The 13,206-nt window shown below is 66.8% G+C and carries 9 protein-coding genes and 1 pseudogene; 6 read left to right on the forward strand and 4 right to left on the reverse strand.

Annotated elements, in window-relative coordinates:
* Positions 1–8 precede the first annotated feature (8 nt).
* Complete coding sequence (locus tag B9Y64_RS21645) at positions 9–1,448, reverse strand: class II fumarate hydratase (protein WP_100442401.1); 1,440 nt, start codon at positions 1,446–1,448, stop codon at positions 9–11.
* Between the two features lie 245 nt (positions 1,449–1,693).
* Here B9Y64_RS21645 and purB point away from each other — a divergent pair, with 245 nt between their 5' ends.
* The 6 genes from purB to lpdA all read left to right on the forward strand — a co-directional run bounded on the left by purB (position 1,694) and on the right by lpdA (position 11,960).
* Entirely contained in the window at positions 1,694–3,061 is a 1,368-nt protein-coding gene (gene purB / locus B9Y64_RS21650; RefSeq protein WP_100442402.1) for an adenylosuccinate lyase, read from the forward strand.
* Positions 3,062–3,880: 819 nt separating this feature from the next.
* Positions 3,881–5,293 carry a cupin domain-containing protein gene (locus tag B9Y64_RS21655; protein ID WP_100442403.1) on the forward strand — a complete coding sequence of 471 codons (1,413 nt, stop codon included), beginning with the start codon at positions 3,881–3,883 and terminating at the stop codon, positions 5,291–5,293.
* A gap of 9 nt (positions 5,294–5,302) precedes the next feature.
* Positions 5,303–6,199 carry a GNAT family N-acetyltransferase gene (locus B9Y64_RS21660; protein ID WP_100442404.1) on the forward strand — a complete coding sequence of 299 codons (897 nt, stop codon included), beginning with the start codon at positions 5,303–5,305 and terminating at the stop codon, positions 6,197–6,199.
* Between the two features lie 186 nt (positions 6,200–6,385).
* On the forward strand, positions 6,386–9,217 hold the full coding sequence (locus tag B9Y64_RS21665; protein WP_100442405.1) for a 2-oxoglutarate dehydrogenase E1 component: 2,832 nt from the start codon (positions 6,386–6,388) through the stop codon (positions 9,215–9,217).
* Positions 9,218–9,257: 40 nt separating this feature from the next.
* On the forward strand, positions 9,258–10,460 hold the full coding sequence (sucB, locus tag B9Y64_RS21670; protein ID WP_100442406.1) for a dihydrolipoyllysine-residue succinyltransferase: 1,203 nt from the start codon (positions 9,258–9,260) through the stop codon (positions 10,458–10,460).
* Positions 10,461–10,523: 63 nt separating this feature from the next.
* On the forward strand, positions 10,524–11,960 hold the full coding sequence (gene lpdA, locus B9Y64_RS21675; protein WP_008264626.1) for a dihydrolipoyl dehydrogenase: 1,437 nt from the start codon (positions 10,524–10,526) through the stop codon (positions 11,958–11,960).
* A 487-nt stretch (positions 11,961–12,447) separates the two neighbouring features.
* Here the strand turns inward: lpdA and B9Y64_RS21680 are convergent, their stop codons facing one another.
* From B9Y64_RS21680 to B9Y64_RS22655, 3 genes and pseudogenes are all read right to left on the reverse strand, one after another.
* A complete protein-coding gene (locus B9Y64_RS21680; protein ID WP_100442407.1) occupies positions 12,448–12,747 on the reverse strand; it encodes a hypothetical protein in 300 nt (99 codons plus the stop codon).
* Positions 12,744–12,956 carry a hypothetical protein gene (locus B9Y64_RS21685; protein WP_014647705.1) on the reverse strand — a complete coding sequence of 71 codons (213 nt, stop codon included), beginning with the start codon at positions 12,954–12,956 and terminating at the stop codon, positions 12,744–12,746. Before B9Y64_RS21685 ends, B9Y64_RS21680 begins: the two co-directional genes overlap by 4 nt.
* Before the next feature lie 145 nt (positions 12,957–13,101).
* Positions 13,102–13,206: pseudogene (locus B9Y64_RS22655) on the reverse strand (IS110 family transposase); the annotation flags it as partial.

The following is a 13,206-nucleotide window of genomic DNA, read 5'->3' on the forward strand; positions in this document are numbered from 1 at the left end:
ATGACAGATCAACCGCCGGCGCCACCGCCCCCGGCCTGGATGCCACCCGCGGTCAGCGCGGCCGGATCCAGCAGTCGGCGCAGCTCGGCTTCGTCCAGGCCACTGTCCTCCAGCGCGACATCCAGCACCGGGCGCTGTTCCTTGTAGGCACGCTTGGCGATGGCGGCCGCCTTCTCATAGCCGATGATCGGGTTCAGCGCGGTGACCAGGATCGGATTGCGCGCCAGCGCCTCGGCTACACGGTCCTCGCGCACCTTCAGCCCGGCAATCGCGCTGTCGGCCAGCAGCCTGGACACATTGGCCAGCAGGCCGATGCCATCAAGCAGGTTCACCGCGATCAGCGGCAGGGTGACATTGAGCTGGAAGTTGCCGGTCTGCCCGGCCACGGTGATCGCCGTGTGGTGGCCGATCACCTGCGCGCAGGCCATCACGGTCGCTTCCGGAATCACCGGATTGACCTTGCCCGGCATGATCGAGCTGCCCGGCTGCAGCGCCGGCAGTTCGATCTCGCCCAGCCCGGCCAGCGGGCCGGCGTTCATCCAGCGAAGGTCATTGGCGATCTTGATCAGCGCCACGGCCAGTGCATTGAGCTGGCCCGACAGTTCCACCGCATCATCCTGCGCGGCCAGGCCTTCAAACTTGTTCTCGGCGCTGTCGAACTTGAAACCGGTCTGCTGTTTCAGCGCCTTGGCAACCTGTGCGCCAAAACGCGGATCGGCGTTGATGCCAGTACCGATGGCGGTGCCGCCCAGAGGCAGGCGACGCACGCGCTTGAGGCTGTCTTCGATGCGCTCCTGCGCCGAGGCCAGCTGTGCCGACCACGCGCCGAACTCCTGCTCGAAGGTCAGCGGCATCGCATCCATCAGATGGGTACGGCCGGTCTTGACCACCTTGCGCAGGCTGCGGCCCTTCTTGTCGAGGGTCCTGCGCAGGTGGACCAGCGCCGGCAGCAGCTGCTCATGCGCGGCCAATACCGCCGACACGCGCAACGCGGTCGGAATCACATCATTGGAGCTCTGCCCCTGGTTGACGTGGTCATTGGGGTGCACTGCGGTCTTGCCGGCCTTGCCGGCACGATTGGCCAGGGTGGCGATGACCTCGTTGGCATTCATGTTCGACGACGTACCCGAGCCGGTCTGGTAGACATCGATCGGGAACTGCGCGTCCCAGTTGCCGGCGGCCACTTCGGCGGCAGCGGTCTGGATGGCCTTGGCCACGGTCTTCGGCAGATGGCCCAGCTCGGCGTTGACGCCAGCGGCAGCGCCCTTGACCAGGCCCAGGGCACGGATGAAACCACGCGGCATGCGCTGGCCCGACACCGGGAAATTCTGCACGGCACGCTGGGTCTGCGCGCCCCACAGGGCGTCGGCAGGCACCTGCAGCTCACCCATGCTGTCATGTTCGATCCGGAATCCCGGCGTGGCACCCTTGGTTGCAGCTTTGCTCATTGCATCTACTCCGCACTACTTCAGTTGGGGAAAGGGAAGCGGCGGCTGGCAGGAGGTCGCTTCCCGGGCTGGCGGCTGCGCCAACGATACTCCCTTGCCCGCAGCGTGGGATGACGAGGACGGGCCAGATCGTTTCATCCGCAGGGCCGTTGTGGTGTAGAGCCGAGCGTGGGCCCGGCTACAGGGCACGCCCGGCCGGCACGTCGTAGAATATCGGCCCCGCCGCTCGTCCCAGCCCTGCCGACATGTCCGATTCCGCCCTGCTCGCCCTGTCCCCGCTCGATGGCCGCTATGCCGGCAAGGTCGACGCCCTGCGCCCGATCTTCTCCGAGTACGGCCTGATCAAGGCCCGCATCACGGTCGAGGTGGAATGGCTGCTGGCCCTGGCGGCCGAGCCGGGCATCGTCGAGCTGGCCCCGTTCTCCGACGCGGCCATCGCCCGCCTGCGCGCGCTGGCCGCCAGCTTCAGCCCGGCCCAGGCCGCGCGCGTGAAGGACATCGAGCGCACCACCAACCATGACGTCAAGGCGGTGGAGTACTTCATCAAGGAACAGCTGAAGGACGACGCCGAGCTGGCCCCGGCGCTGGAGTTCGTGCATTTCGCCTGCACCAGCGAAGACATCAACAACCTCAGCTACGGCCTGATGCTGGAGCAGGCGCGCCGCGAGGTGCTGCTGCCGACCCTGGACGGCATCGCCACCGCCCTGCGCACCCTGGCCCACGCCCAGGCCGGCCAGCCGATGCTGTCGCGCACCCACGGCCAGACCGCCTCGCCGACCACCCTGGGCAAGGAACTGGCCAACGTGGTCGCCCGCCTGGAGCGCCAGCGCAGGCAGATCGCCGCAGTCGAACTGACCGGCAAGATCAACGGCGCGGTCGGCAACTACAACGCCCACATCGCCAGCTACCCGGACGTGGACTGGCCGGCCTTCGCCGAGCGCTTCGTGACCGGCCTGGGCCTGGTGTTCAACCCGTACACCACGCAGATCGAGCCGCACGACAACATCGCCGAGATCGGCGATGCAGCACGCCGCGCCAACATCATCCTGATCGACCTGGCCCGTGACATCTGGGGCTACGTTTCGCTGGGCTACTTCAAGCAGCGCCTGAAGGAAGGCGAAGTCGGCTCGTCGACGATGCCGCACAAGGTCAACCCGATCGATTTCGAGAATGCGGAAGGCAACTTCGGCATCGCCAACGCCCTGTTCGAGCACTTCAGCGCGAAGCTGCCGATCAGCCGCTGGCAGCGTGACCTGACCGATTCCACCGTGCTGCGTGCGCTGGGCACCGCGTTCGGCCACAGCCAGGTGGCGCTGGACTCGCTGGCCAAGGGCCTGGGCAAGCTGGAAGTGAACCCGCAGCGCCTGGACGCCGATCTGGACGCGGCCTGGGAAGTGCTGGCCGAAGCCGTGCAGACGGTGATGCGTCGCCACGGCCTGCCGAACCCGTACGAGCAGCTGAAGGCACTGACCCGTGGCCAGGGCATCACCGCCGAGTCGATGCGTGCGTTCGTGCAGGGGCTGGAGCTGCCGGCGGATGCGAAGCAGCGCCTGCTGGAGATGACCCCGGGCAGCTACACCGGCCTGGCCGAGTCACTGGCGAAGAAGATTTAAGGGGTTTCCTTGCGGCGGCGGCCGCGGGCGCTGCCTGCGGCAGGCAACTGCAACTGCAACTGCAACAGCAACAGCAACAGCGATCCAGGCTCTGGGTTGCTGCGGGCTGGGCGGGTCGGGATGGGCCAGCGGGACACGCCGTAAACCCCGCTCCGCGGTCCGGCCCAGCCGCTGGCGGCTGTGCGTTCGGGCGCTTGCGAAGCCGTGCTTCGCAAGCAAAGCGCCCTCACCCATGGGGGCTCGATGGCGCCATCCATGGCGCCAACCGTCCCGCTGGCCCATCCCGACCCACCTCTGACAGTTGTCCGGTGACGGATCGAAGAGCGTTGGGTTGTCGGGACGGAATTTGAAAGAGGGACGCGGCTTCGCCGCGTCCCTCTTTGTTTGTGGGTCTTTTGTAGAGCCGAGCCCGTGCTCGGCTTGCTGTGGGAAGCAGCCGAGCATGGGCTCGGCTCTACATGAGCAAGCGCAGCGCGCGACCCGCTGTTGCCTTGCTTTTCTTCTTCCATTCCGTGGCGGCCCCCGCAGGAAACTGTCAGTGGCCGGGCGGGTGGGCTGCGCGGGGGTGTCCGCCGCATGGATGCGGCGGCCAAGCTTACAGGGACGTACTTGCAGCGTCCCCCGCGCAGCCCACCCGCCCGGCCAAACCCGGCTTTTGCTTTCAGCGACCCACCCAGACCCCGCCACGAGGGGCTCCGCCGTTGGCCGGAACCCCGCGACAAACCACCGCACGTGCGCAATCCCCACGAACGACGGACAATGGAGACCTTGGCGGCCCGCCGCGCCGCCCCTCCCGCTTTCCGCTGCAAGGATTCCCCCATGGCCGCCCGCAAGTCCTCCGCCCCCCTGATCGAAGTCACCGCCCGCCCCGGCCAGCCGCTGGGCATGGCGCCGGCCACCTTCCTGCGCGACTTCTGGCAGAAGCGCCCGCTGCTGATCCGCAACGCCTTCCCGGACTTCCAGACCCCGGTGCAGCCGGAAGACCTGGCCGGGCTGGCCTGCGAGGAAGGCGTGCTGGCGCGACTGATCGAGCATGACAAGAGCCAGGATGGCTGGCGCGTACGCACCGGCCCGTTCCAGGAAGACGTGTTCCCCGCCCTGCCCGACCACGACTGGACCCTGCTGGTGCAGGACGTGGACAAGTGGGACCCGGACGTACGCGCCCTGATCGAGCACTTCAGCTTCCTGCCGCGCTGGCGCATGGATGACGTGATGATCAGCTTCGCCGCCACCGGCGGTTCGGTCGGCGCCCATGTCGACCAGTACGACGTATTCCTGCTGCAGGCCCATGGCCATCGCCGCTGGCAGATCGATGCCAGCGAATCGATCAAGGGCAGGCAGCCGCCGCTGGGCTTCCGCCCGGACGTGGAGCTGAAGCTGCTGAAGGTGTTCAAGCCCACCCACGACTGGGTGCTGGCGCCGGGCGACATGCTGTACCTGCCGCCGAACGTGCCGCACCACGGCGTCGCCGAAGATCCGTGCCTGACCTTCTCGTTCGGCATGCGCGCGCCGTCTTCGGCCGAGCTGATCAGCGACTACCTGGACACCCTGATCGCCGATGCCGACGAGAACATCCGCTATCAGGATGCCGACCTGAAAGTGCCGGCCGATCCGAACGAGATCGACACGGTGGCGATGGCGCGGGTGATCACCGCGCTCAACGCCATCCGCATGAACGACCCGGACAAGCTGGGCGACTGGTTCGGCCGCTTCATCACCACCTACCGCGCTGCCGGCGAAGTGATGGCCCACCAGGCCGCGCCGGCCCAGGAGGAGGTGGTCCAGGCGCTGGCCTGCGGCCTGCTGCTGCAGCGCCACCCGTGGGCGCGCCTGGCCTGGCGCCGGGCCAAGCGCGGCGCCAGCCTGTACGTCAGTGGCCAGGACTTCGCGCTGCCGGTGAAGGACGCCCAGCGCCTGGCCGGCGCCGAACAGCTCGATGCCGCCGCCTATCGCGGCCTGTCCGACAAGGGCCGTGCCGTGGTCCAGCAGCTGCTGGTCGGTGGTGTGTTCCAGCTGATCGACCCGAATGAGGTGTACGGGGCCGAAGACGAGGCAGACGGCGAGGATGCCGTGGTGCTCGGCGAGGTCGTCGAAGGCCGTGACCGCGTGGATGCGATCGATGCCGACGCCGTCTCCGACGATGTCCACTCCGTGACCGTGCACGACGACGGTATCGAGGTCATCGTCAACTTCGAGGACGACGAAGAAGACGACAGCGCCGGCCGGGCCTGAGCCATCGCCATGATCCGGGTCCAGCAGGTCAGCCACGCCGACGCCCACGTTGCCATCCACGAAGTGCGCCAACGCGTGTTCGTGCAGGAACAGGGCATCGCCGCCGAGCTGGAACGCGATGCGCTGGACCCGGTCAGCGCCCATGTGCTGGCGCTGGATGACAGCGGCCAGCCGGTCGGCACCGGCCGCCTCGCCCCGGACGGCCGCATCGGCCGCATGGCGGTGCTGGCCAGTCATCGCAGCGGCGGGGTCGGCGAGGCCCTGCTGGAGGCGCTGGTCGAGGCCGGGCGCCGGCTCGGCCTCGCCGAACTGCACCTGCACGCCCAGCTGCCCGCCCGCGATTTCTATGCACGCCAGGGCTTCCTGCCCGAGGGCGAGGTGTTCGAGGAGGCCGGCATCGGCCACCAGCAGATGCACCGCCGGCTGGGCGCGGCCAGCGCGATCGACAGCCGCGCCGAAGCGGTGGCCATCACCACCGCCATCGTCCACCGCGCCCGCCGCCAGCTGTGGCTGCACAGCCGCCAGCTGGACCCCGGGCTGCTTGATGCACCACCGGTGCAGGCAGCCCTGCGCCGCTTCGTCACTGCCCGTCACGACAAGCACCTGCGGGTGATCGTGCACGACGCCGCCGCGATCGCCGCTGCCGGCGCGCCGCTGCTGGCGCTGGCCCAGCGCCTGCCAAGCGTGATCCAGTTCCGCGAGGTCAGCGATCCGGTCGACCGCGCACTGGCCTCGGCCTGCCTGCTCAATGACGCGGGCGACTTCTACTTTCGTCTGATCGGCCATCGCCTCGACGGCGAGGCCGGCATCGCGCTGCCAGCACGTTCGCAGCCGTTCGAGCAGCAATTGCAGCGTGTCTGGGACCGTTCGCGCGATTGCAGCGAACTGCGTGCACTCGGCATCTGAGCCGGCACAGCTGACCCAACCTGTCTGGAACCGGCACCGGCGGACGCCGGCTGCCTGTGGTGGTGCCCCTTCGTGTCCGGTTGGGGGTACAATTTGGCTGTTTGAACGCGCCTGCGCAGGGCTATTCATCTTCCTGCCGGGTCCTTCTGAAGCCATACCCCACAAAGCGAATCAACACCCTCCATCGTGGACAATCAACTGAAGCAGTTTGCGCAATCTTCGCAACTCGCCGGCGGCAACGCCTCCTATGTCGAGGACCTGTACGAGCAGTACCTGGTCTCCCCGGATAGTGTCGATCCCAAATGGAAAACCTACTTCGACGGCTTCAAGGGCCGCGAAGCAGGTGACATTCCGCACTCGGCCGTCATCTCCCACATCGCGGACGCGGCCAAGGATGCGCTGAAGGCCGGCACCGGTAGCGGTGCGGGCGACGAGCGTGAGCGCAATGTCGGTCGTCTGATCACTGCCTACCGCTCGCGGGGCCACCTGGACGCCCGCCTCGATCCGCTGGGCCTGGCCGCGCCGGTCAACACCCCGGACCTGGGCCTGCCGTTCCACAGCCTGTCCGATGGCGACCTCAACAGCGAGTTCAGCACCGGCGGCATCGGTGGCCAGCCGCGCATGAAGCTGCGCGACCTGCTGGCACGCCTGAAGGCGACCTACACCGGCTCGATCGGTGCGGAGTTCATGCACATCTCCGAGGTCGAGCAGCGCCAGTGGATCTACAAGAAGCTGGAAGCGGCCGGTGGCAACTACCAGCTGGACGCTGACACCCAGCGCCGCACCCTGGAGCGCCTGACCGCGGCCGAAGGCCTGGAGCGCTACCTGCACACCAAGTACGTCGGCCAGAAGCGCTTCTCGCTGGAAGGCGGCGATTCGCTGATCCCGATGATGGACACCATCATCCGCAGCGCCGGCAAGGATGGCGTCAAGGACGTGGTGATCGGCATGGCCCACCGCGGCCGCCTGAACGTGCTGGTCAACACCCTGGGCAAGAACCCGCGCAAGCTGTTCGACGAGTTCGAAGGCAAGTTCGAGCACGACGAGCACGCTTCGGCCGGTGACGTGAAGTACCACATGGGCTTCTCCGCCGACGTCGCCACCGACGGCGGCCCGGTGCACCTGGCGCTGGCGTTCAACCCGTCGCACCTGGAAATCGCCGACCCGGTCGTGGCCGGTTCCGTGCGTTCGCGCCAGGAGCGCCGCAAGGACACCGCGCGCAAGCAGGTCATGCCGATCCTGATCCACGGCGACGCGGCCTTCTCCGGCCAGGGCGTGGTCATGGAACTGTTCCAGATGTCGCAGGCCCGCGGCTTCGCCGTCGGCGGCACCGTGCACATCGTGGTCAACAACCAGGTCGGTTTCACCACCTCCAACCCGCTGGATACGCGCTCCACGCGCTATGCCACCGACGTGGCGAAGATGATCGCCGCCCCGGTGCTGCACGTGAACGGCGATGATCCGGAAGCCGTGGTGTTCGCTGCACAGCTGGCCTTCGAGTTCCGCCAGACGTTCGCCAAGGACGTGGTCATCGACCTGATGTGCTACCGCCGTTGGGGCCACAACGAGGCCGACGAGCCGGCGATCACCCAGCCGCTGATGTACCAGGTGATCCGCAAGCACGCCACCACCCGCGAGATGTACGCCGAGCAGCTGGAAAAGGCGGGCGTGATCGCCGCCGGCGCCGGCAAGGCGATGGTCGATGCCTACCGCGAGAAGCTGGACGCCGGTGAAGTGACCACCGAGCTGGCCAAGGTCGAGAAGACTCCGCCGAGCAGCCCGCTGTTCGTCGATTGGCCGAAGCTGCTGGAAGGCAAGCTGTCCGATCCGGTCTCGACCAAGGTCGAGATGAACAAGCTGGTCGAGCTGGCCAAGCTGATCAACACCGTGCCGGACGAAGTGCAGCTGCACTCGCGCGTGGCCAAGGTCTACGACGACCGCCGCAAGATGGCGGCCGGTGAGATCCCGGGCGACTGGGGCTTTGCCGAGAACCTGGCCTACGCCACCCTGCTGGACGAAGGCAGTGCCCTGCGCCTGGTCGGCCAGGACGTGGGCCGCGGCACGTTCACGCACCGCCACGCGATCCTGCACGACCAGAAGACCGACAACTACTACATGCCGCTGCGGCAGCTGGTGGATTCGCCGGAGAAGGCCACCGTCATCGATTCGCTGCTGAGCGAAGAAGCGGTGATGGCCTATGAGTACGGCTTCTCCACCACCGATCCGAACACGCTGTGCATCTGGGAAGGCCAGTTCGGCGACTTCGCCAACGGTGCCCAGGTGGTGATCGACCAGTTCATCGCCGCCGGCGAAGCGAAGTGGGGCCGCATTTCCGGCCTGACCCTGCTGCTGCCGCATGGCTACGAAGGGCAAGGCCCGGAACACAGCTCGGCGCGCCTGGAGCGCTTCCTGCAGCTGTGCGCGCTGGAGAACATGCTGGTGGTGGTGCCGTCGACCCCGGCGCAGGCTTTCCACATGCTGCGCCGCCAGCAGCACCTGACCACCCGCAAGCCGCTGGTGGTGATGTCGCCGAAGTCGCTGCTGCGCCACAAGCTGGCCGTATCGACCCTGGACGAGCTGGCCAACGGCGAGTTCCAGCACCTGATCGGCGACGCCAATGCGGACGCCAAGAAGGTCAAGCGCGTGGTGCTGTGCTCGGGCAAGGTCTACTACGACCTGCTGGAAGACCAGACCAAGCGTGGCCAGGACGACGTGGCGATCATCCGCGTGGAGCAGCTGTACCCGTTCCCGCGTGCGCTGCTGGCTGCCGAACTGAAGAAGTACGGCAAGGCCACCGACGTGGTGTGGACGCAGGAAGAACCGCAGAACCAGGGTGCGTGGTACCAGATCCGCCACCACCTGCAGTTCTGCCTGGCCGATGGCCAGAACCTGCACTACGCCGGTCGCGCACGTTCGGCTTCGCCGGCTGCCGGTCACATGGCTGACCACGTCCGCGAACAGCAGCAGCTGGTCGCCGATGCACTGGTCAACCCGTTCAACGACACGTTCGCTGAATAATCCTCCCCCTATTTAGAAGACAAACCAGGAAGCTCCCGCAATGGCCACCGAAGTCAAAGCCCCGGTACTGCCCGAATCCGTCGCCGACGGCACCATCGCCACCTGGCACAAGAAGGTGGGCGACGCCGTCAAGCGCGACGAAAACCTGCTTGACCTGGAAACCGACAAGGTCGTCCTGGAAGTGCCGTCGCCGGTCGACGGCGTGATCAAGGAAATCAAGTTCGCCGAAGGTTCGACCGTGACCTCCAGCCAGGTCGTGGCGATCATCGAGGAAGGCGCCGTCGCTGCGGCCCCGGCCCCGGCCGCTGAAGCCGCTCCGGCGGCCGCTGCGGCCCCGGCTGCTGCTGCTCCGGCAGCAGCCGCTGCTCCGGCCCCGGCTGCCAAGTCGGCCGCCGACGCGCTGCCGCCGGGCGCCCGCTTCACTGCCATCACTGAAGGCGTGAACCCGGCCGACGTCGATGGCACCGGCCGTCGCGGCGCGGTGACCAAGGAAGACATCGTCAACTTCGCCCGCAACGGCGGCGCCGGCAAGGCCGGTGGTGCACGTCCGGAAGAACGCGTGCCGATGACCCGCATCCGCAAGCGCATCGCCGAGCGCCTGATGGAGTCGAAGAACTCCACCGCCATGCTGACCACCTTCAACGAAGTCGACCTGTCCAAGGTCTCGGCTGCGCGCAAGGAGCTGCAGGACGAGTTCGTCAAGGCCCACGGCATCAAGCTGGGCTTCATGAGCTTCTTCGTGAAGGCCGCTGCCAACGCGCTGCAGCGCTTCCCGCTGGTCAACGCCTCGATCGACGGCGACGACATCATCTACCACGGCTACTCGGACATCTCGATCGCCGTGTCGACCGAGAAGGGCCTGGTCACGCCGGTGCTGCGCAACGTCGAGCGCATGTCGTTCGCCGACATCGAGAAGACCATCGCCGACTACGCCAAGAAGGCCCGTGACGGCAAGCTGAGCCTGGAAGAACTGCAGGGCGGCACCTTCACCGTGACCAACGGCGGCACCTTCGGTTCGCTGCTGTCGACCCCGATCATCAACCCGCCGCAGAGCGCCATCCTGGGCATGCATGCCATCAAGGAGCGTCCGATCGCCCAGAACGGCCAGGTCGTGATCGCGCCGATGATGTACCTGGCGCTGTCCTACGACCACCGCATCATCGACGGCAAGGACTCGGTGCAGTTCCTGGTGGACATCAAGAACCAGCTGGAAAACCCGGGCCGCATGCTGTTCGGCCTGTAAGAAACCTCCCGCCCCTCCGCGCCTGCGCGGAGGGGTTCTGGTAATGCATCAAGGAATAATTCAATGGCTGAACAATTCGACGTCGTCGTCATCGGTGCCGGCCCGGCCGGTTACCACGCTGCCATCCGCGCGGCCCAGCTGGGCCTGAAGACCGCCTGCATCGACGCAGCGCTGGGCAAGGACGGCAAGCCGGCGCTGGGCGGCACCTGCCTGCGCGTGGGCTGCATCCCGTCCAAGGCGCTGCTGGATTCCTCGCGCCAGTTCTGGAACATGGGCCACATCTTTGGCGACCACGGCATCAGCTTCAAGGATGCCAAGATCGACGTCGAGGCGATGGTTGGCCGCAAGGACAAGATCGTCAAGCAGTTCACCGGCGGCATCGGCATGCTGTTCAAGGCCAACAAGGTCGCCGCCTATTATGGTTTTGGCGAACTGCAGCCGGGCAACGTGGTCAAGGTCACCCAGCATGATGGTTCCATCGTCGAGCTGAAGGGCACCAACGTCATCATCGCGGCCGGTTCGGATTCGATCGAGCTGCCGTTCGCCAAGTTCGACGGCGAGACCATCGTCGACAACGTCGGCGGCCTGGACTTCACCGAAGTGCCGAACCGCCTGGCGGTGATCGGCGCCGGCGTGATCGGCCTGGAGCTGGGCAGCGTGTGGAAGCGCCTGGGCGCTGAAGTCACCATCCTGGAAGCACTGCCGGAGTTCCTGGCCGTGGCCGACGCCGAAGTGGCCAAGACCGCTGCCAAGGAATTCAAGAAGCAGGGCCTGGACATCCGCCTCGGCGCCAAGGTCTCCAAGACCGAGATCACCGGCAAGGGCAAGAAGAAGGAAGTCGTTGTCACCTACACCGACAGCGAAGGCGAAAAGACCCTGACCGTGGACAAGCTGCTGGTGGCCGTTGGCCGTCGTGCGGCCACCAAGGGCCTGCTGGCTGAAGGCACCGGCGTCAAGATCAACGAGCGTGGCCAGATCGAAGTCGATGCGCACTGCCACACCGGCGTCAACGGCGTGTGGGCGGTCGGCGACTGCGTGCGCGGCCCGATGCTGGCGCACAAGGGCTTCGAAGAAGGCATCGCGGTGGCTGAACTGATCGCCGGCCTGCCGGGCCACGTCAACTTCGACACCATCCCGTGGGTCATCTACACCGAGCCGGAACTGGCCTGGGTTGGCAAGACCGAAGCCCAGCTGAAGGCCGAAGGCATTCCGTACAAGGCCGGCAGCTTCCCGTTCGCCGCCAACGGCCGTGCCGTGGCGATGATCGAGCCGGCAGGCTTCGTGAAGATCCTGGCCCATGCCGAAACCGATCGCATCCTCGGCATGCACCTGGTCGGCGCCAACGTCTCCGAGCTGGTGCACGAAGGTGTGCTGACCATGGAGTTCAGCGGCTCGGCCGATGACCTGGCCCGCATCTGCCACGCCCACCCGTCGCTGTCGGAAGTGATCCACGACGCGGCGATGGCGGTCAGCAAGCGCGCCATCCACAAGGCGAACTGATCCTTCGCTGGCAGTGCCGGCCGCTGGCCGGCATGGCTGGATACAAAGAACCCCGCCTCGGCGGGGTTTTCTGTGGGTGCACGACGCGCTATCTACTTTCTGTAGAGCCGAGCCCGCGCTCGGCTCCGCCATGAAGAGCAGCCGAGCATGGGCTCGGCTCTACAGATGGCTGGATACGAAAAACCCCGCCTCGGCGGGGTTTTCTGTGGGTGCACGACGCGCTATCTACTTTCTGTAGAGCCGAGCCCGCGCTCGGCTCCGCCATGAAGAGCAGCCGAGCATGGGCTCGGCTCTACAGATGGCTGGATACGAAAAACCCCGCCTCGGCGGGGTTTTCTGTGGGTGCACGACGCGCTATCTACTTTCTGTAGAGCCGAGCCCGTGCTCGGCTCCGCCATGAAGAGCAGCCGAGCATGGGCTCGGCTCTACAGATGGCTGGATACGAAAAACCCCGCCTCGGCGGGGTTTTCTGTGGGTGCACGACGCGCTATCTACTTTCTGTAGAGCCGAGCCCGCGCTCGGCTCCGCCATGAAGAGCAGCCGAGCGTGGGCTCGGCCCTGCAGGAGGTTGATCGTCACAGATGCGGTGCTGCACCACGGCCTCGCCGACCTTCCATTCCTTCACCACCCTGCAGCGCTCCTTGGCTTTGGGCACCGAGGCGGCAGCATTCGCCTCGTCAGCCGCCGCCGTCTGCTGGCGCTCCAGCCACGCCGACGGTGGCGCGGGCGGTGCGGCCAGTACCGGGCCTGACAACAGAGCCAGGCCCATCAGCAACACGGTCCTCATGCGGGCACCGCGCGGCCACCGAGCAACCGCGCCGGCAGCATGAACAGCGCGCGCAGGAACGCGAACAGCGCCGAGAAGGTGATGCCGACCAGGCGGAACGGCAGGCTCAGCAGCCAGACGAACGGCCAGGCAATCAAAGCGAGGATCGCCAGCGGCCAGCACAGCACGAACAGCAGGCACCACACACCGAGCGCGAACAGGGTCTTCATCACGGTCTCCTTGTGGCGGCACCTTGCCGCCTGCACACACCTTGGTGCCCCGCCCCGCCGCGGGCAAACGGTTTGCGACGAAACCGGGCTGGGGGCGATGAAACCGATCCGGCGCCGGTGTAGAGCCGAGATCCTATGTTCGAGATCAAGCCTGCTGGAAGCAGGCTTGACCCACTTTCAGCATGGTCGGATCGAACTCCCGGCCGCTCTTGAAGACGCCCCAGGCAATCCTGGCCAGCTTTCTGGCCAG

The organism is Stenotrophomonas maltophilia (genome assembly GCF_002799245.1).
GTDB classification, from domain to species: Bacteria; Pseudomonadota; Gammaproteobacteria; order Xanthomonadales; family Xanthomonadaceae; genus Stenotrophomonas; species Stenotrophomonas maltophilia_S.

Excerpts from the sequence above, each read along its gene's own strand:
- B9Y64_RS21645 (WP_100442401.1), bottom strand. The coding sequence starts at position 1,448 with ATGAGCAAAGCTGCAACCAAGGGTGCCACGCCGGGATTCCGGATCGAA.
- purB (WP_100442402.1), top strand. The coding sequence starts at position 1,694 with ATGTCCGATTCCGCCCTGCTCGCCCTGTCCCCGCTCGATGGCCGCTAT.
- B9Y64_RS21655 (WP_100442403.1), top strand. The coding sequence starts at position 3,881 with ATGGCCGCCCGCAAGTCCTCCGCCCCCCTGATCGAAGTCACCGCCCGC.
- B9Y64_RS21660 (WP_100442404.1), top strand. The coding sequence starts at position 5,303 with ATGATCCGGGTCCAGCAGGTCAGCCACGCCGACGCCCACGTTGCCATC.
- sucB (WP_100442406.1), top strand. The coding sequence starts at position 9,258 with ATGGCCACCGAAGTCAAAGCCCCGGTACTGCCCGAATCCGTCGCCGAC.
- lpdA (WP_008264626.1), top strand. The coding sequence starts at position 10,524 with ATGGCTGAACAATTCGACGTCGTCGTCATCGGTGCCGGCCCGGCCGGT.
- B9Y64_RS21680 (WP_100442407.1), bottom strand. The coding sequence starts at position 12,747 with ATGAGGACCGTGTTGCTGATGGGCCTGGCTCTGTTGTCAGGCCCGGTA.
- B9Y64_RS21685 (WP_014647705.1), bottom strand. The coding sequence starts at position 12,956 with ATGAAGACCCTGTTCGCGCTCGGTGTGTGGTGCCTGCTGTTCGTGCTG.